Annotated in this window: 19 protein-coding genes; 6 read left to right on the top strand and 13 right to left on the bottom strand. The window is 62.3% G+C overall.

Features of this window, described 5'->3' with window-relative positions:
- Window positions 1-11 precede the first annotated feature (11 nt).
- Window positions 12-2,225 (bottom strand): TonB-dependent receptor domain-containing protein, encoded by a 2,214-nt coding sequence (locus tag Q7U29_RS27675; protein WP_304746813.1) that lies wholly within the window; start codon window positions 2,223-2,225, stop codon window positions 12-14.
- 93 nt (window positions 2,226-2,318) lie between these two features.
- On the bottom strand, window positions 2,319-2,693 hold the full coding sequence (locus Q7U29_RS27670; protein WP_304746811.1) for a DUF2946 domain-containing protein: 375 nt from the start codon (window positions 2,691-2,693) through the stop codon (window positions 2,319-2,321).
- 298 nt (window positions 2,694-2,991) lie between these two features.
- Here Q7U29_RS27670 and Q7U29_RS27665 point away from each other — a divergent pair, with 298 nt between their 5' ends.
- From Q7U29_RS27665 to Q7U29_RS27645, 5 genes are all read left to right on the top strand, one after another.
- Window positions 2,992-3,384, top strand: a complete 393-nt coding sequence (locus Q7U29_RS27665) for a DUF2946 family protein (protein ID WP_304746810.1) — start codon at window positions 2,992-2,994, stop codon at window positions 3,382-3,384.
- Window positions 3,385-3,556: 172 nt separating this feature from the next.
- Window positions 3,557-4,168: an SCO family protein gene (locus tag Q7U29_RS27660; RefSeq protein WP_304746808.1), complete on the top strand. Its 612-nt coding sequence runs from the start codon at window positions 3,557-3,559 to the stop codon at window positions 4,166-4,168.
- Window positions 4,168-4,407, top strand: a complete 240-nt coding sequence (locus tag Q7U29_RS27655) for a hypothetical protein (RefSeq protein WP_304746806.1) — start codon at window positions 4,168-4,170, stop codon at window positions 4,405-4,407. The genes Q7U29_RS27660 and Q7U29_RS27655 overlap by 1 nt, the downstream gene beginning before the upstream one ends.
- A gap of 85 nt (window positions 4,408-4,492) precedes the next feature.
- Entirely contained in the window at window positions 4,493-5,206 is a 714-nt protein-coding gene (locus Q7U29_RS27650; protein WP_304746804.1) for a sulfite exporter TauE/SafE family protein, read from the top strand.
- A gap of 415 nt (window positions 5,207-5,621) precedes the next feature.
- Window positions 5,622-6,041 carry a globin gene (locus Q7U29_RS27645; protein ID WP_304746819.1) on the top strand — a complete coding sequence of 140 codons (420 nt, stop codon included), beginning with the start codon at window positions 5,622-5,624 and terminating at the stop codon, window positions 6,039-6,041.
- A 5-nt stretch (window positions 6,042-6,046) separates the two neighbouring features.
- Here the strand turns inward: Q7U29_RS27645 and Q7U29_RS27640 are convergent, their stop codons facing one another.
- Entirely contained in the window at window positions 6,047-6,394 is a 348-nt protein-coding gene (locus Q7U29_RS27640) for a hypothetical protein (RefSeq protein ID WP_304746802.1), read from the bottom strand.
- Between the two features lie 101 nt (window positions 6,395-6,495).
- On the opposite strand from Q7U29_RS27640, the gene Q7U29_RS27635 reads away from it, so the two are divergent.
- Window positions 6,496-6,918: a VOC family protein gene (locus tag Q7U29_RS27635; protein WP_304746800.1), complete on the top strand. Its 423-nt coding sequence runs from the start codon at window positions 6,496-6,498 to the stop codon at window positions 6,916-6,918.
- A 177-nt stretch (window positions 6,919-7,095) separates the two neighbouring features.
- Here the strand turns inward: Q7U29_RS27635 and Q7U29_RS27630 are convergent, their stop codons facing one another.
- The 10 genes from Q7U29_RS27630 to nuoI all read right to left on the bottom strand — a co-directional run bounded on the left by Q7U29_RS27630 (window position 7,096) and on the right by nuoI (window position 16,861).
- The gene (locus Q7U29_RS27630; protein ID WP_304746798.1) at window positions 7,096-7,371 is read right to left on the bottom strand and encodes a DUF1467 family protein; all 276 of its coding nucleotides are present in this window, start codon (window positions 7,369-7,371) and stop codon (window positions 7,096-7,098) included.
- Between the two features lies 1 nt (window position 7,372).
- Window positions 7,373-7,777 (bottom strand): methylmalonyl-CoA epimerase, encoded by a 405-nt coding sequence (mce, locus tag Q7U29_RS27625; RefSeq protein ID WP_304746796.1) that lies wholly within the window; start codon window positions 7,775-7,777, stop codon window positions 7,373-7,375.
- A 22-nt stretch (window positions 7,778-7,799) separates the two neighbouring features.
- Complete coding sequence (locus Q7U29_RS27620) at window positions 7,800-9,470, bottom strand: ribonuclease J (RefSeq protein ID WP_304746794.1); 1,671 nt, start codon at window positions 9,468-9,470, stop codon at window positions 7,800-7,802.
- Entirely contained in the window at window positions 9,470-10,282 is an 813-nt protein-coding gene (locus tag Q7U29_RS27615; protein WP_304746792.1) for a biotin--[acetyl-CoA-carboxylase] ligase, read from the bottom strand. The genes Q7U29_RS27620 and Q7U29_RS27615 overlap by 1 nt, the downstream gene beginning before the upstream one ends.
- Window positions 10,283-11,716 carry an NADH-quinone oxidoreductase subunit NuoN gene (gene nuoN / locus Q7U29_RS27610; RefSeq protein WP_304746790.1) on the bottom strand — a complete coding sequence of 478 codons (1,434 nt, stop codon included), beginning with the start codon at window positions 11,714-11,716 and terminating at the stop codon, window positions 10,283-10,285.
- A gap of 114 nt (window positions 11,717-11,830) precedes the next feature.
- On the bottom strand, window positions 11,831-13,339 hold the full coding sequence (locus Q7U29_RS27605) for an NADH-quinone oxidoreductase subunit M (protein WP_304746788.1): 1,509 nt from the start codon (window positions 13,337-13,339) through the stop codon (window positions 11,831-11,833).
- The gene (nuoL, locus tag Q7U29_RS27600) at window positions 13,339-15,405 is read right to left on the bottom strand and encodes an NADH-quinone oxidoreductase subunit L (protein WP_304746786.1); all 2,067 of its coding nucleotides are present in this window, start codon (window positions 15,403-15,405) and stop codon (window positions 13,339-13,341) included. Before nuoL ends, Q7U29_RS27605 begins: the two co-directional genes overlap by 1 nt.
- Window positions 15,406-15,413: 8 nt before the next feature.
- Window positions 15,414-15,722 (bottom strand): NADH-quinone oxidoreductase subunit NuoK, encoded by a 309-nt coding sequence (gene nuoK, locus Q7U29_RS27595; RefSeq protein ID WP_029584477.1) that lies wholly within the window; start codon window positions 15,720-15,722, stop codon window positions 15,414-15,416.
- Entirely contained in the window at window positions 15,719-16,357 is a 639-nt protein-coding gene (locus tag Q7U29_RS27590) for an NADH-quinone oxidoreductase subunit J (RefSeq protein ID WP_304746784.1), read from the bottom strand. Before Q7U29_RS27590 ends, nuoK begins: the two co-directional genes overlap by 4 nt.
- 9 nt (window positions 16,358-16,366) lie before the next feature.
- Window positions 16,367-16,861 carry an NADH-quinone oxidoreductase subunit NuoI gene (gene nuoI, locus Q7U29_RS27585; RefSeq protein ID WP_304746782.1) on the bottom strand — a complete coding sequence of 165 codons (495 nt, stop codon included), beginning with the start codon at window positions 16,859-16,861 and terminating at the stop codon, window positions 16,367-16,369.

The raw sequence follows: 16,861 nt of genomic DNA, 5'->3' as shown, positions 1-16,861 counted from the left end.
CTGTTGTCATTTTACCAGCGGGCCTTGACGCCCGCATACACGGCGCGACCCGACCCGGGCTCGAACAGCAGTGATGCCGAACTGGCCGTGTTGATGATGCTGGCGGAGGCAATATAGGCCTTGTTTCCGATATTTCTGGCTTCTACATACATCGAATAAGTTCCACCATTGTCGACGCCTGCCTTGAGGCCCCAGATCGCATAGGGTTCGGTCTTTAGCGTGTTCGCGTTGTCGACAAAATACGACTGCGGCACCCATTCGATATTGGGCCCGAAATAGAAGCCTGTCGGATTCTTGTACAGCAACTCGGCACGGAGGTAGTGACGCGGGGCCCCGGGCAATTCGTTGTTGCGATAGCTTGGGTCGTTGTCGAAACGGAAATCGTTCAGCGTGTACGCAACATTCAGCCAGATCTTGTCGGGCGCCGGGCCGTTGTCGAAGATGCCGCGGAAAATCGCGGCGCCCGCGCCCGCTTCGATGCCCTGGTGAATGGTGCGATCGGCGTTGGTGACGTTACAGCTTCCGACGGCGTTGCCGACGATACATTGCAGTTCGTCGCGGATGTTGGCGCGATAGGCCGCGATTTCCCAGGAATAGTCCGGCCGCTTCATGCGGGTTCCGATCTCATAGGTGGTGGCGGTCTGCGGGCGGATGCTGGTGAAGGCAATGACCGCCGTGCCCCCCGATCCGGACGAACTTTCGCCAAAACTCGGCACCTCGGCGCTCCGCGAGATGTTGGCGAAGGCCTGCCAGGTCGGATCGATATCCCAGAGCAGACCGGCTTTCGGCGACCACAGACTGAACTCGGTCGCGCCCGACTGATCACCATTGCTGAGAAAGCGATCCTGCCGATTGCGGGTAGCGTAGAGGAATTGCGTTCCGGCGATCGCGGCGACGTTCGGCAGGAAGTAAAAACTGTCCTCGACGTAGAGAGAGGTGTTTTTCGAGCGATCGATCGAGGACGACTGCAGCGCGCCCTTCCGGCCGCCGACATTCGTGAACTGCTGATTGTCGATGCTGCCGTTCAGGACGTTGACGCCGGCGACAAGGCGGTTGCGGAAGCCGCCGATGAAGCGATCGTCGGTGACCTTGGCGAAGCCGCCGTAGTCCTGGTAGCGGTAGTCGAGCCATTGAAAGATCGGATGCATCAAATGGCGGTCGACGCCGAAAGCGCCGAATTCGACCTTGGTGTCTTCAAACCGGATCGTCGTCTTGTTGGCGAGCCGCACCGTATCGATGTTGCGCTGCTGGTCGTTGGTGACGTTCGCGGGAGCGGCGGCTTGAGGATTGCTCAGGGCCGAAGCCTTGGTGACGGCGCCGGGAATGCGCTGCCGTACTTCGTTGGCGTTCAGGTAAAACCGGGTCTCGACGTCCGGCGAGAACTGATAGCCGACATTGCCGCTGAGGCGCGTGGCATGCCCGTCGCTGTGATCCCTGAAGCCGTCCGAAGCCTGCGTCGAGGCGGTGACGAAGCCGTCCCATGGACCGTTGGCGCCGCCGGCATTGGCTTGCAGCCGCTTGTACCCGAATGCGCCCATATCGGCCGACACCCCGTTCGGAAACGGATCGCGGCCGGTTGCGGTCACAAAATTGATGGCGCCGCCCAGCGAGTTGGCGCCGAACTGCAGCGCATTGGCGCCCTTGTAGACCGCGACATATTTGTAGGCGGTGGGATCGATTTCCTGAAAATCGCCATAGCCGTCGGCGGTGTTGATCGGGATCCCGTCCATGTAGAGCTGGACGCCACGCAGATGGAAGTTGCGCGACAGGCCTGAACCGCGAATCGAAAGCCTGGTGTCATCACCCCATTTGGGCTGCGCAAACACGCCCGGGACGTAATCCAGAACGTCCTTGATGGTGTTGGCGACGGTCGAATTCCGGTAGGCCTCGGCCGGAACGATGGCGACGCCGCCGGGCGTCTGCTGGATGTCGCGCAGCGCCTGTTGCACGGTGAGGACCGTCAGGGCGGGTCCCCTCGCCTGATCGCCGGCGACGGGTGCGGCGGCGGGATTGCTGACACGGGGCGCCCGCGCCGAGGGCACGACGTTGCGCTGCGACGGGCGGGCCGCCGCGGCGCGCTTTTGCTGGGGCGCATCGACGGTAATGGCCGGCAGCGGCGGTTGCGGACTGGTTTGCGCGGCAGCGGAAACGGAAACGATCGCGGCGGTGGAGGCCAGCAACAAGCTGCGCGCGAACACGCTCGATATATTGTGAGCACGAGACATTTTGACATTCCTGATGCTGGCGCGGAGGCCAGCCGGATCAACGACACTATTCGGCACGGCCTGGGCCATACCGATCACGGGAGTGTTTTGTCGTCAGGAAATGAACGGAGGCGCGCGGGCCTGGGCATGCCAACCGGCCCGGAAACCGAGCGGGTCTGGCGCAGCGTCGCGCCACGCCACGCGCGCGAACTGTCGCAACGGCGTTGCGAAGCTGGCTTCGGGCACAGCAAGGGACGCGGCTGCGTGCGCTATGCAGCACATCGCGCAGGCACCGTTATGGGCGCGGTGCTCGCCGGTTTGACCGGTCTGGTCGGTCGCCGAAGCGGCACTGCCCGAGCAGATCGGCGCCGCATGGAGGGGATCGGAGGCGGCGATGCTGGCCGCCCAGCAGGCACCGATCGGTGCAAGGACTTGCACCGTGAGGGCCATCAAGACGATGGGAAGAAATTTCCACAACCGCCGGCGCATCAAAAACCACCTCTTCAAGGCAACCAACTAATCACGCAGGCAGTCCGGAGTCGAGATCCGGTTTCGGCAATAATGCGTTGCGGATCATAGGCCCCCGAATGCAAGACCTGTTTGATGCAGAGCAAGGACGATGGCGGCAAGGGAGGAAGATGTGCGGAAGATCACCACGGTTACCCTTCCGGCATGATTGTCTCCCTGTCGATATCCGTCGCCGGGGCGCGATTGGCCTCGCCGGAGAGAGCCATCCTCCCTATAGTCTGCAATTGCAAACGTTACGTCGGCTCTTTAGGTTCGCGGAATGACAGATCGACAGCAGCCGTGCTGGAGGGCATATGTCGCGCTTGTCGCGATCTATGCCCTGTTGGTTTCGGCCCTGCTGCCCGGCCTTGCCCTGCAGGCCCAGGGAAAGGCCAATCCGCTCGACGGCCTGTCCGTCGTCATTTGCCTGTCGTCAGACAATCCAGCGGTCCAGGACAAGGCTCCCGGTACGCCGGCCGATCACCGGCACGACGCATGCTGTATCCTGTGCATGGTTCCGGGACTGGCTGCGACAGCTGACTCGATTCCCGTTTCAGCACCGGATTTTGCATCGTCGCGTTCATCGCCGCTGAAGCCACGGATCGCAACAGGCGCGTTCGATCCGGCAGAGCTCATGCCGATCAATCCCCGCGCGCCCCCGCACTTCACCTGAAGCGCCTTACGGGCCCTTGCGGTCGAAATCCCGCCTTCGATTGATCCGGCAAGTGGACCGTGTCCCTCGGGACGTCGCCGCCATGCGTGGAGCCTAAATTCCACGCGAATCCCTCCTCCCCATGCGGCCGCAGCACGAGCGCGGCCACAACACCAGAACACGGTCGCAAACCATGGCTACAAATTACCTGACGGTCGCACGGATCGGGGCAGCCCTTGCCATTGCAATCCTCGTCAGCGCGGTGGGCTTGACTTGGCTGGCTCAACGCGAGGGAGGCAAATTGCCCGCAATGGCCGGAATCGGCGGATCGTTCGCGCTCGTCGATCACCATGGCAAGTCCGTCACCGAGCGCGATTACCTGGGCAAGCCGATGCTGATATTCTTCGGGTTCACGAACTGCCCTGACGTATGCCCGACGACGCTGTTTGAGTTGACGGCGAGGCTGAATGAACTTGGCGCCGAGGCCGATCGGTTGAATGTCGTATTTGTCACCGTCGATCCGGAACGCGATACGCCGCAACAACTCGCGCTCTATCTCTCCTCCTTTGATGCGCGGATTACCGGCTTGTCCGGAACGCCCGAAAACGTATCGGCCGCCATGGCCGGTTATCGCGTCTATGCCCGCAAAGTCCCACTGGATGGCGGCGGGTACACGATGGACCACACCGCGACGATCTACATGATGAACAGCAGCGGGCAATTCGTCGGCCTCATAAACTATCAGGAACCGGAAACGACGACGCGGGCTAAATTGCGCCGGCTCTTATCCTTCGGGAGCCGATGATGGACCGCACGAATTTGAGATTGCTGGTCGCCCATGTCGTCACTCCCTTTGCGACCGGAGCGGGATTGGGCACATTCTTCCTGTGGTCCATTTATTACCTGGACGTGGCCGGCATGCGATCGCTGCTGGCCGCGAGCGGCGGCGACTTCCTCGGCCTCGACCTCATCCCGTTCGCGTGCGCTTTCGGTTCGCTGGCGATCGGCACCAGTCAGGCGATGACATTTCTCATTGAAACCTGATGGGGATCGGGAGGCATTTGACGTAGCGCAATGAATGGAAGGCCTCGACGTTGGATATGATCTGGACATATCCATGGATCGTCCGATGTTCGACTTCGACCAACCGCTGCTTGTTGCGGGATTGCTGCTGGGGCTGTCATCTAGCCTGCACTGCTTCGGCATGTGCTCAGGCATCGCGGCGAGTCTGCATTTCGCCGCCGACCTCGATCCCAATCGCCCTGCTCTGGATCTCCTGGCAACGACATTGCTGATCAACGCCGGGCGGATCTCCGGCTACGTCGCCGCTGGCGCGATCGTCGGCGCCGTTGGATCAAGCGTATTCGGCTCGTTCGATCATTCGTTCACCCATGCGGTTCTTCGCTGGGCCGCCGCAGCGGCACTCGGCTGGATCGGGCTTTCAATGCTCGAGGTCATGCCCCTTCCAGCGGTGCTTTATCGAGTTGCGTCAGCCGTCAGCCGCACCATGGAAACCGTCGCACGCGCGTCCCGGCTGCCGACGACAGCCCGGATTTTCCTGAGCGGGGCGATTTGGGGCTTCCTTCCCTGCGCCATGGTTTACGCCGCTCTCTTCTACGCGATGCTTTCCGGTTCGGGGCTCGGCGGGACACTGGTGATGTCCGGTTTCGGCCTTGGAACCTTGCCGGTACTGGTGGGCGCCGGCCTTGGACTCCCGCTGCTCCGCAGCCGGGCCACCTCGGTATGGCTGCGGAAGGGGATCGGGATTGCCATCATCATGGTCGGAATTATCAGCGCGGGCATATCTCCGACGACATTTGCAGCATGGTGCAGGTCCGGCTGACCAGGCAATTCCAGCCCCCTACACAATTACCCAAACGCGAATACCCGCAGCCGGATGCAACCGCGGGTGGCGAAATTCCAATGATTTCGCGGATTGCTCTAATTTTGAACAATCGTTGCTGAAATTGGTGACAAAACGAAAAAGATGGTCTACCAGTACAGGCTCAGGCTGGCCGTAAGGTTCTGTCTGGTGGTCCAAGTCTCGGGAGGAGCCCTGGCGCGCACAAGCAGCGTCGCCCCGTCAATCAAGATCAAATCCAATATTGCGGGGAAATAGGGTCGACACAATTTTCAGAGCAGGGCTTCGCGCCCTGCTCTTTTTTTTCGAGATTCTTTGTCGAGGTGTTTTGGTCGAGGTGTTTTGGTCGAGATATTCTGGAATGATCGGCTCACGCAATGAAACCGCGACGCAGCGCATGACGGCACCGGTCAATCCGATCCAGCACAGCTTTGAACTCGCCGCCGAGCGTGGCGAGGACCTGACCCCGCTGGTCTATGACAGGCTGTTCCGCGAACATCCGGAAACCCAGGCCATGTTCCGCAGCGACGGAAGCGAGCTCGTGAGAGGTTCGATGCTGGCACAGACCATCGAAGCGATGCTGGACTTCGCCGGCGAGCGGTCAGGACGTTTTCGCATGATCGAATGCGAGGTGCAGTCGCACGACGGCTACGGCACGTCGCGCGAACTGTTCGGCAAATTTTTCGGCGTGATCGCGGCGACGATGCGCGAAGTGCTCGGAAACGACTGGTCACCCGAGATCGACGCGGCGTGGCGGAAATTGCTCGGTGAAATCGATCGCCTTGTCGCCTCGAGCCAGCCGCAAATAGAAGCCTGACTTCTTCAATCCCGCTCCAGGAAATTCGAACCGATGTCGGCTTTCTTCTTGATCGGATCGTAATCGCAATAGACGCCGTCGGCAACGAGCGTGTAGTTCGCAATGACGGTGTATTTGTCGGGCCGGACCGAGTTCAATCCGACCACCGCGGTCCTGGTCCCGGTATTCCATTTGAACGGCGTCGTGCTCGGCGCCCTCTCGCAGGCCGCCACCGCCTCGGCAAAGACATAGCCTTCGACAAAGGCTTTCACGGTCCGCAACTGGCCCAGCGTTTTCCAGTTCATGTAGAAGGCGCCCGCGAGGGCTGCGATCAGCAGCAGAAAAACCCCGGCGACAATCCTTTGAAGCGTCATTTCCAAGCCTCCCCCACTCACCAGCATAATACAGAGAGGTCGAGTGATTCAATGCGTTCGCGGCTTCCGCGTCGATTGAATTCAGCGTGCGGCGAATCCATATGACTGCAGGAAAGCCGAGGAGTATCGCAGTGAGCCTGGGTGGAATTAGCAACCTCGATTACACGGTCCTGTTGTGCAACAGGATGAATGAAACGCGCGCATTTTACCGCGACATCATGAAATTTCCGGTCGAAACCGATCGCGAGCATTGGGTCAGTTTTCGCGTCGGCGCCGCGCTATTGACGCTGCGGCCGCGCACGGCGTGGACCGTCTGCGACGACGGCAAATCAATTCCGGGATCGGCGGCGGTCCAGCTGGCCTTTCGCGTTCCGCCGTCCGCGCTCGACGCCTGCCATGCTGAATTGGTCGCCAGGGGCGTGCCGATCCTGAGGGGGCCGACCGATCTGCCGGACTGGCGCCATCGCACGTTGTTCTTTCGCGACCCCGAGGACAACATCATCGAGATCTATGCGGAATATTGAGGGGCGATGCACTGAGGCACGATGCAAACGCGGCTGTCATCGCCCGGCACTTGACCGGGCGACCCAGTATTCCAGAGACGGCTGTGATTGACCGAGAAGCCGCGGCGTACTGGGTCCCCCGCTTTCGCGGGGGATGACGACTGAAGATGGTGAGATCGCTCGCAAATGCCTCCCAGACTAAAACGCCACGCCCATCAAATTCGACAGCCGCTCGATGTTCAGGTAGCCGGCGCGATAGGCCAGCATGCCGATGCCATAGACGACCGCCGCGATCACGGTGGTCCAGATCAGCTTGCGGCCCATCCTGGTTGCGATCGGCGCGCCGGGGTCGGTGCCGGGCGGGCCGCCGCCGTCTTCATGCTGGCTGCGGACGCCGAACGGCAGCGTCACGAACAGCACGATCCACCACAACACGAAGTAGATCGCCAGCGCGGTTGAGATTGTATAGGCCATCTCAGTTCTGTTCGATTTCGACGAGCGCGCCGGAAAAATCCTTCGGATGCAGGAACAGCACCGGCTTGCCGTGCGCGCCGATCTTCGGCACGCCGTCGCCAAGCACGCGCGCGCCCTCTTCGATCAGCCGGTCGCGCGCCGCGATGATGTCGGGCACGTCGTAACAGATGTGATGGATGCCGCCATCGGCATTGCGCTCGATGAATTTCGCGATCGGCGAGGCCTCGCCGAGCGGCTGGATGAATTCGATCTTTGTGTTGGGCAGGGTCACGAACACGGTGATGACGCCATGTTCGGGCAGCGGCACCGCGGCGGAAATCTCCGCCCCGAACGCCGCGCCGTAGATTTTGGCGGCCTTCTCGGCGTCCTTGACCGCGATCGCCACATGATTGAGCCGGCCCAGCATGGCACCCCTCCGCCTTGATTTCCTAAACCGTCAGAACGTGAACGTAGCACAGCGGCTTCTTGCCCCAATGCTGGTTGATCGCGGCGCGCACCGCGCGGCGCACCGATTCAGCCATCGCGTCGGGGTCGCGCCGCTTGGCCCGCGGCAGCCCCTCAATGGTCGTCACCACCACGTCGAAGACGATCTCGTCGATTTCCTCGCCGGCGGTATTCCTCTCGGGAATGCCGACCAGCTCGACCTCGGGATCGTCGGCCAACTCGCCCTTGTCGGTCACGGCAAAGGCGACGAAGGCGCAGCCGGCAAAGGCCAGCTTCTTGCGCTCGACCACCGCGCGCGACTTGGAATCCTCGAGAATCGAGCCGTCCTTGTAGAGCCGCCCGGACGGCAGCTCCTCGATCACGCCGGAATCGCCCGGTCCCAATTTCACCAGGTCGCCGTTGCGACAGATCAGCACTTTCGGCACGCCCGCGGCCCGCGCCAGCTTGGCGTGCTCGAACAGATGCAGCGCCTCGCCATGAACCGGGATCAGCAGCTGCGGACGCACCCATGAAATCATGTCGCGCAGCTCGTCGCGGCGCGGATGGCCGGAGACGTGGACGAGATGGGTGCGGTCGGTGATGACCTCGATGCCCTGCGTGATCAGCCCGTTGATGATTCCGCCCACCGCCTTTTCGTTGCCGGGAATGGTGCGCGAGGAAAAGATCACGCAGTCGCCCTTGTTCAAGGTGACCTGCGGATGGTCGTCATTGGCGATGCGCGACAGCGCCGCGCGCGGCTCGCCCTGGCTCCCGGTGCACAGCGCCAGCACCTTGTCCGGCGGGAAATGGCCGTAGAGATCGGCGCCGCGGAAAGCCTGCACGCCGTCCAGATAGCCGGTCTCGCGCGCCACCTGCACGACCCGCTCCATGGCGCGGCCGACCACGACGACCTCGCGTCCGGAGGCTTTTGCCGCGTCAGCAACCGCACGGAGCCGCGCGACGTTGGAGGCGAAGGTGGTCACCGCAACTCGGCCCCTGGCGGCCTTCACCAGTTCGGTGATGGTTTTGGCGACCTCCAGTTCGGACGGCGAGCGCCCTTCCCGCACCGCATTGGTGGAATCGCCGATCAGCGCCAGCACGCCGGAATCGCCGAGTTCGCGGAGCCGCCGCTCGTCGGTCGGCACGCCGATGATCGGCGTCGGATCGATTTTCCAGTCCCCCGTGTGCAGCACGGTGCCGGCGGAGGTGTGGATCGCCAGCGCGTGGGACTCCGGAATCGAATGCGCCACCGGAATGAATTCGACGCTGAACGGGCCGATGTCGATGCGGCCGCCCGAAGGCACCACGGTGACCGGGATTTTCGGCGGATGGCGCTCGGAAGCGCATTTGGCCGCGAACAGAGCGGCGCTGAACTGGGTCGCGTAGATCGGGCATTTCAGCTTCGGCCACAGGTCCATGATGGCGCCGAAATGATCTTCATGGGCATGGGTCAGCACCAGGCCAACCAGGTTCTTCCGCTCCTTTTCGAGGAAGCGGATGTCCGGCATGATCAGGTCGATGCCCGGCAGATGCTCCTCGTCGCCGAAGGAGACGCCGAGATCGACCGCCAGCCAGGAGCGCTGATGGCGGTTGCCGAGGCCATAGATCGACAGGTTCATGCCGATCTCGCCGACGCCGCCGAGCGGCGCAAAGGTCAGTTCGTCCGGACGCGACATCAGACCGCCCCCGCCGATGCTGTCGAGCCGAAATGGACGTCGCCGGCCGAGATCGAGACCCGGTGGCCATCCGCCTTGCGGATGATCAGGCAGCCCTGCTCGTCGATGGTATCGAATATTCCTTCAACGGTGCCGGCGCCTGCCCGGACCGCGACCGGCTGGCCCAGCCCGGCCGCGCGCTCCAGCCACAGCCGCCGGATTTCATCAAAACCCCGGCCATTGTCCCAGATGCCGCGGGTCTCGGCCCAGGCATCCGACAGTTCGGCGAACAGGTCCTCGGCGCCGACATGAACGCCGATCGCCGCCAGCGAAGTTGCCGGGGTCGGCGTGCCCTCGGGCGCGGCTACGACATTGGTGCCGATGCCGACTACGACGGCCAACCGGTCACCCGGCACGGCCTCGGCTTCCAGCCCGATGCCGACGAGCTTCTTTCCCCCGGCCAGGACGTCGTTGGGCCATTTCAGCGAAAACGTCATATGTTCCGATCCCGCCGACCTCAGCGATGCTTCGATGCTAACTTTTTGCAGTGCCGTCCCGATCGCCAATCCTGCGGCAAACCCCAGCGTCGCCGCGACCGCAGGCGCCACATCGATCACTTCGAGGATGCTGCTCGCAAGATTTCCGCGCGGAGCGATCCAGGGGCGATTCCGTCGTCCGCGCCCGGCCGTCTGCTCCGACGTAACGAACCACATCGGACCATACTCGCCCTCGCGCGCCCGCGCCATGGCTTCCGTATTGGTCGAGCCAATTTGGTCGAAAGCGGCGAGCCGGTAGCCCGCCGAGATGGCTCGCGGACCGAGCTTGAAAGCCATTTAAAACAGAGACTTCGCCGCCGACGTCGCCACGCTGACCAGCGGCCCCGGATAGACGAAGAAGAAGATGTTGAAGAGGCCCGCGACCGCCAGCACCGTGCGCAATTCCATCCGCATCGGGTCGAGCTTGGCCAGCGGCTCGTCGAAATACATCACCTTGATGATGGTGAGATAGTAATAGGCGCCGATCACGCTGGCGATCACGCCGATCACCGCGAGCGTGAACAGGCCGGCCTTGATCGCGGCCAAGAACACATAGAATTTGCCGAAGAATCCCGCCAGCGGCGGAACGCCGGCCAGCGAAAACAGCAGCATCGCAAAAAAGAACGCCAGCAGCGGGTTGGTGCGCGACAGCCCGGCGAAATCGCGGATGCTCTCGACGTGCTGGCCGTTGCGCTTCATGGTCAGGATCACCGCGAAGGTGCCGAGCGTCATGGCGACGTAAATCGAGATATAGACCAGGACGCCCTGCGCGCCCTCGACGGTGCCGGCGGCAAGGCCGACCAGCGCAAAGCCCATATGGCCGATCGACGAATAGGCCATCAGGCGCTTGATGTTGGTCTGGCCGATGGCGGCGAACGATCCCAGCACCATCGAGGCGATCGCCACGAACACCACGATCTGCTGCCACTCCGAGACGATGCCCGGAAAGGCAGTGAGTGCCACGCGGGTGAATACCGCCAGGGCAGCGACCTTCGGCGCGGAGGCGAAGAATGCGGTGACCGGGGTCGGCGCGCCCTCATAGACGTCGGGCGTCCACATGTGGAACGGCACCGCGGAGACCTTGAAGCAAAGCCCGGCCAGCAGGAACACCAGCCCGAACACGATGCCGATGCTGCCGGTCTTGGCGGCCGTGGCGATTCCGGCGAAACTGACGGTGCCGGTAAAACCGTAGATCAGCGAGGCGCCGTACAGCAGCATGCCCGACGACAGCGCGCCGAGCACGAAGTACTTCAGGCCGGCTTCGGTGGATTTGGCGTTGTCGCGGTTGCTGGCGGCGACCACGTAGAGCGCGAGGCTCATCAGCTCGAGGCCGAGATAGAGCATGATCAGGTCGCCGGCCGAGATCAGCACCATCATGCCGAGCGTCGAGAGCAGCACAAGGATCGCATATTCGAAGATCCGTCGCGACGGATCGGCCAGGAATTCCGCCGACAGGATCAGCGTCGCCGCCGAACCGATCAGCGCCAGGACCTTCAGGAAGCGGGCAAAATCGTCGACGATGAAGCTGCCGCCGAACGTGGTCAGCTTGCCCGCCGGCAGCATCAGCTCCAGCGCGCCCACGACCACCAGCAGGCCAATGGAAAGGCCGGTGACGAGCCTGGTCGTCTCCTTGCCATAGGCCCCCAGCATCAGCAGCGCCATGGCGCCGACCGCCAGCACCAGTTCCGGCAGCACGGGCAGCAGTTGATATCCTGCACTCTCAAAGCTCATGGCGCGCTGTCCTAATCCTAGCTCGGTTCTGATAAATCAGAACCAAGCCTCTTTCCTTTTTGACGCGTTTTCTTTACGCGAACCGGTTCCCACTTCGCTCGAAAACGCTATGGGTTACTGCAGCAGCGCGGCTGCCTTCACGGCAGTGATCGCGGTGTTGTAGTTGTTGACGAGTTGCTGCACGGAGGCCGCCGACATATCGAGCACCGGCTTCGGATAGACGCCGAACAGGATGGTGAGAAATACCAGCGGAAGCAGGATCAGGCTCTCGCGGAAGGTGAGATCCTTGATGCTGGCCAGTGACGGCTTCGTCAGCTTTCCGAACACGACCTTGCGATAGAGCCACAGCGCATAGGCCGCCGACAGGATCACGCCGAGCGTTGCCGCGGTCGCCGTCGGGATCGAGACCTTGAAGGTTCCGACCAGCGTCAGGAACTCGCCGACGAATCCGGAAGTGCCGGGCAGACCGACATTGGCCATGGTGAACACCATGAACACGACGGCGTAGAGCGGCATCCGGTTGACCAGGCCGCCATAGGCCGCGATCTCGCGGGTATGCATGCGGTCGTAGACGATGCCGACGCAGAGGAACAGCGCGCCCGAAACGATGCCGTGCGACACCATCTGGAACACGCCGCCGGCGACGCCCTGGGTGGTGCCGGCGAAAATGCCCATGGTGACGAAGCCCATGTGGGCGACCGACGAATAGGCGATCAGCTTCTTGATGTCCTCCTGCATCAACGCCACCAGCGAGGTGTAGATGATGGCAATGACCGACATCCCGAAGATCAGCGGCGCGAAATCATGCGAGGCCAGCGGGAACATCGGCAGCGAGAAGCGCAGGAAGCCGTAGCCACCCATCTTCAGCAGGATCGCGGCCAGCACCACCGAGCCCGCCGTCGGCGCCTCGACATGCGCGTCCGGCAGCCAGGTGTGCACCGGCCACATCGGCATCTTCACCGCGAAGGAAGCGAAGAACGCCAGCCACGCCCAGGTCTGCAGATTGCGCGGCACCGCCGTGTGCATCAGGGTCGGAATGTCGGTGGTGCCGGCGTTCCAGTACAGCGCCATGATCGCCAGCAGCATCAGGACCGAGCCGAGCAGCGTGTAGAGGAAGAACTTGAAGGAGGCATAGACCCGGCGCGGTCCGCCCCACACCCCGATGATCAGGAACATCGGAATCAGTCCGCCCTCGAAGAACAGATAGAACAGCACGAGATCGAGCGCGGAGAAGGTGCCGATCATCAGCGTTTCCAAGAGCAGGAACGCCATCATGTATTCGCCCACCCGCTGGGTGATCGATTTCCAGCTCGCGATGATGCAGAACGGCATCAAAGCGGTGGTCAGGATCACGAACGGCAGCGAAATGCCGTCGACACCCATGTGATAGGTGATGCCGCTGGCGAGCCACTGCGCCTTCTCGACGAACTGGAAATCCGGCTGCGCGGCATCGAAGCGCCACACCAGGATCAGTGACACTGCAAAGGTGATCAGCGTGGTCCACAGCGCGATCCAGCGCGCGTTGCGCCGCGCCGCTTCATCGTCGCCGCGGCTGAGATAGATCAGCAGAGCGCCGACCACCGGCAGGAAGGTGACGACCGAAAGAATGGGCCAGGTAGTCATCAATGGGCCCCCGCGCCGAACATGAACCAGGTGATCAAACCGGCGACCCCGATCAGCATCGCGAAGGCGTAGTGATAGAGGTAGCCGGTCTGGATTTTCACCACATTACGGGTGACATCGAGCACCCGCGCCGATACGCCGTCGGGCCCGAAACCGTCGATCACGTAGCCGTCGCCCTTCTTCCACAGGAAGCGGCCGAGCCACTTGGTCGGCCGGACGAAGATGAAATCGTAGAGCTCGTCGAAGTACCATTTGTTGAGCAGGAACTGGTAGAGCATCCGGTGCTGGTTGGCGAGTTCCACCGGAAGGTAGGGCCGCCGGATATAGAACAGCCACGACACCACGAAGCCCAAAGCCATCATGACCGTCGGCAGGAACGCGATGGCCTGCGGCACGTGGTGCATCTCGTCGATGATTCCGGGATGCATCTTCAGCGAATCGCGGAAGAATTCCGCCACGCCATGACCGGCGAACAGCTCCTTGAACGGGAAGCCGGCGAGGATCGATCCGGCGGCGAGAATGCCGATCGGGACCAGCATCCACAACGGCGCCTCGTGCGCGGCCTCATAGTGTTTCCGATCGTGCGGCTCGCCATGGAAGGTCTTGAAGATCAGACGCCATGAATAAAACGAGGTCAGGCCCGCCGCGATCACGGTCATCAGGAAACCGTAGAAGGCGAACGGATTGTGCGAGACGAACGCGGATTCGATGATCGCGTCCTTGGAGAAATAGCCCGCGGTGAGCGGGAATCCGGTCAGCGCCAGCGTGCCGATCACCATCACGATGTAGGTGAAGGGAATCTTGTCCTTCAACCCGCCCATGTTGCGGATGTCCTGCTCGTGATGCATCGCATAGATCACCGAGCCTGAGCCCAGGAACAGCAGCGCCTTGAAGAAGGCGTGCGTGAACAGATGGAACATGCCGACCGAATAGGCCCCCGCCCCCATCGCCACGAACATGTAGCCGAGCTGCGAACAGGTCGAATACGCCACGATACGCTTGATGTCGTTCTGCACGAGCCCGACGGTTGCGGCGAAGAACGCCGTGGTGGCGCCGAAGAACATCACCGCGGCCTGCGCGTTCGGCGCGAGTTCGAACAGCGGCGACAGCCGCGCCACCATGAAGACACCCGCGGTGACCATGGTCGCGGCGTGGATCAGCGCCGAGACCGGCGTCGGGCCTTCCATGGCGTCCGGAAGCCAGGTGTGCAGCAGGAACTGGGCCGATTTGCCCATCGCGCCCATGAACAGCAACAGGCAGATCAGCGTCAGCGCATCGGCGTGCCAGCCGAAGAAGTCGATGGTCTTGCCGGTCAGCCCCTGCGCGCCGGCGAAGACGGTCTCGAAATCGGTCGAGCCGATCATCATGAAGATCGCGAAGATGCCGAGCGCAAAGCCGAAATCGCCGACCCGGTTGACCACGAAGGCCTTGATGGCGGCGGCGTTCGCCGACGGCTTCTGGTACCAGAACCCGATCAGCAGATAGCTTGCGAGGCCGACGCCCTCCCAGCCGAAGAACAGCTGCACCAGGTTGTCCGAGGTCACCAGCATCAGCATCGCGAAGGTGAACAGCGACAGATAGGCAAAGAACCGCGGCCGGTGCGGATCCTCGTCCATGTAACCGATGGAATAGAGGTGCACGAGCGACGACACGGTGTTGACCACCACCAGCATCACGGCAGTCAGCGTATCGACCCGCAGCGCCCACGCGATCTGCAGGTCGCCGGAATTGATCCAGGTGAACAGCGCGATGCGCACGTCATGGTGCATGAAGCCGACGTCGACCAGAGCGACCCAGGAAAGCGCGGCGGACACCAGCAGCAATCCGGTCGTGATGAATTCGGCAGCGCGCGACCCCGCCGCCGGCGGTTCGGCCGCGTGATGGTCGTCATGGCCATGGTCGTCATGGTCGTCATGGACATCCGACGCATGCGCGCCGTGACCATGGCCATCATCGTGATGCTCGACCACATCGCCGCTCGGGTTGCGCGCATGCGCACCGAAGATAGCGATCAGGCCCGCGAGTACAGCGCCGATCAGCGGCAGAAAGACGATTGCCTGGATCATGTGACGCGTTAACCCTTCATCAGATTGACGTCTTCGACCGCAATCGAGCCGCGATTGCGGAAGTACACCACCAGCACCGCAAGCCCGATCGCAGCTTCCGCCGCGGCCACCGTGAGCACCAGCAGCGCAAATACCTGCCCGACGATGTCGCCGAGGAAGGTCGAGAACGCCACCAGGTTGATGTTGACCGCGAGCAGGATCAGCTCGATCGACATCAGGATGACGATGATGTTCTTGCGGTTTAGAAAGATGCCGAGGATCCCGAGCGTGAACAGGATCGCGCCGACCGAGAGGTAATGTCCGAGACCGATGGTCATTTCACCCACTCCGGCGCGTCCGCGTCCTGCAGGCCCTGCCCCGACGCCACCGTGCGCACGCTCATCGCGAGCTCCGGCGTCCGCGCATTCTGCACGTTGATGTCCTGCCGCTTGACGCTGACCTTGTGGCGCAGCGTCAGCACGATCGCACCGATCATCGCCACCAGCAGCACCATGCCGGCGATCTGGAAGTAATGAATGTACTGGGTGTAGAGCACGAGCCCGAGCGCCTCGGTATTGCTGATATTGGCCGGGATCGTCGACGTAGCCGATTTGACGACATTCGGATTGATGACCCAGCCGCCACCGACCAGCAGCAGCTCGGCGAGGAAGATCGCGCCGATCACGAGGCCGAACGGCAGGTATTCCAGGAATCCCTCGCGCAACTCGGTGAAGTCGACGTCGAGCATCATGATCACGAACAGGAACAGGACGGCGACCGCGCCGACATAGACCACGACCAGGATCATGCCGAGGAATTCGGCGCCCATCAGGATGAACAGGCCGGAGGCGTTGACGAAGGCCAGGATCAGGAACAGCACGGAGTGCACGGGATTGCGCGACACAATCACCATCACCGCCGAGGCGACACAGACGCCGGCGAACAGATAGAAGAACAGGGCTGGAAGGATCATGCCCTCACCTCACCGGTACGGCGAATCGAGTTCGATGGATTTCGCAATCTCGCGCTCCCAGCGGTCGCCATTGGCGAGCAATTTCGCCTTGTCATAATAGAGTTCCTCGCGGGTCTCGGTCGCGAATTCGAAATTCGGTCCCTCGACGATCGCATCGACCGGACAGGCCTCCTGGCACAATCCGCAATAGATGCATTTAACCATATCGATGTCGTAGCGCACGGTACGGCGGGTGCCGTCGTTACGGCGCGGGCCGGCCTCGATCGTGATCGCCTGCGCCGGACAGATCGCCTCGCACAGCTTGCAGGCGATGCAGCGGTCCTCGCCATTGGGATAGCGGCGCAGCGCATGCTCGCCGCGGAAGCGCGGCGAGATCGGCCCCTTCTCGAACGGATAGTTCAGCGTCGGCTTCGGCTTGAAGAAATAGCGCATCGCGAGAAAGAACGCCGAGACGAATTCCGTCAGCAGGAGCGAGCGGGCCGTTGCGTTGATGTTTACACTCAT

It is taken from the genome of Bradyrhizobium sp., from assembly GCF_030654605.1.
Taxonomy (GTDB): domain Bacteria; phylum Pseudomonadota; class Alphaproteobacteria; order Rhizobiales; family Xanthobacteraceae; genus Bradyrhizobium.
The sequence above is the reverse complement of the archived record's forward strand: the minus strand, read 5'-3'. Positions and strand labels throughout refer to the sequence as shown.

Excerpts from the sequence above, each read along its gene's own strand:
- Q7U29_RS27655 (WP_304746806.1), top strand. The coding sequence starts at position 4,168 with ATGGACCGCACGAATTTGAGATTGCTGGTCGCCCATGTCGTCACTCCC.
- Q7U29_RS27615 (WP_304746792.1), bottom strand. The coding sequence starts at position 10,282 with ATGGCTTTCAAGCTCGGTCCGCGAGCCATCTCGGCGGGCTACCGGCTC.
- Q7U29_RS27645 (WP_304746819.1), top strand. The coding sequence starts at position 5,622 with ATGACGGCACCGGTCAATCCGATCCAGCACAGCTTTGAACTCGCCGCC.
- Q7U29_RS27650 (WP_304746804.1), top strand. The coding sequence starts at position 4,493 with ATGTTCGACTTCGACCAACCGCTGCTTGTTGCGGGATTGCTGCTGGGG.
- nuoN (WP_304746790.1), bottom strand. The coding sequence starts at position 11,716 with ATGAGCTTTGAGAGTGCAGGATATCAACTGCTGCCCGTGCTGCCGGAA.
- Q7U29_RS27665 (WP_304746810.1), top strand. The coding sequence starts at position 2,992 with ATGACAGATCGACAGCAGCCGTGCTGGAGGGCATATGTCGCGCTTGTC.
- Q7U29_RS27675 (WP_304746813.1), bottom strand. The coding sequence starts at position 2,225 with ATGTCTCGTGCTCACAATATATCGAGCGTGTTCGCGCGCAGCTTGTTG.
- Q7U29_RS27605 (WP_304746788.1), bottom strand. The coding sequence starts at position 13,339 with ATGACTACCTGGCCCATTCTTTCGGTCGTCACCTTCCTGCCGGTGGTC.
- Q7U29_RS27660 (WP_304746808.1), top strand. The coding sequence starts at position 3,557 with ATGGCTACAAATTACCTGACGGTCGCACGGATCGGGGCAGCCCTTGCC.
- Q7U29_RS27590 (WP_304746784.1), bottom strand. The coding sequence starts at position 16,357 with ATGATCCTTCCAGCCCTGTTCTTCTATCTGTTCGCCGGCGTCTGTGTC.
- Q7U29_RS27640 (WP_304746802.1), bottom strand. The coding sequence starts at position 6,394 with ATGACGCTTCAAAGGATTGTCGCCGGGGTTTTTCTGCTGCTGATCGCA.
- Q7U29_RS27635 (WP_304746800.1), top strand. The coding sequence starts at position 6,496 with ATGACTGCAGGAAAGCCGAGGAGTATCGCAGTGAGCCTGGGTGGAATT.
- Q7U29_RS27630 (WP_304746798.1), bottom strand. The coding sequence starts at position 7,371 with ATGGCCTATACAATCTCAACCGCGCTGGCGATCTACTTCGTGTTGTGG.
- mce (WP_304746796.1), bottom strand. The coding sequence starts at position 7,777 with ATGCTGGGCCGGCTCAATCATGTGGCGATCGCGGTCAAGGACGCCGAG.
- nuoL (WP_304746786.1), bottom strand. The coding sequence starts at position 15,405 with ATGATCCAGGCAATCGTCTTTCTGCCGCTGATCGGCGCTGTACTCGCG.
- nuoI (WP_304746782.1), bottom strand. The coding sequence starts at position 16,861 with ATGAGTGTAAACATCAACGCAACGGCCCGCTCGCTCCTGCTGACGGAA.
- Q7U29_RS27620 (WP_304746794.1), bottom strand. The coding sequence starts at position 9,470 with ATGTCGCGTCCGGACGAACTGACCTTTGCGCCGCTCGGCGGCGTCGGC.
- Q7U29_RS27670 (WP_304746811.1), bottom strand. The coding sequence starts at position 2,693 with ATGCGCCGGCGGTTGTGGAAATTTCTTCCCATCGTCTTGATGGCCCTC.
- nuoK (WP_029584477.1), bottom strand. The coding sequence starts at position 15,722 with ATGACCATCGGTCTCGGACATTACCTCTCGGTCGGCGCGATCCTGTTC.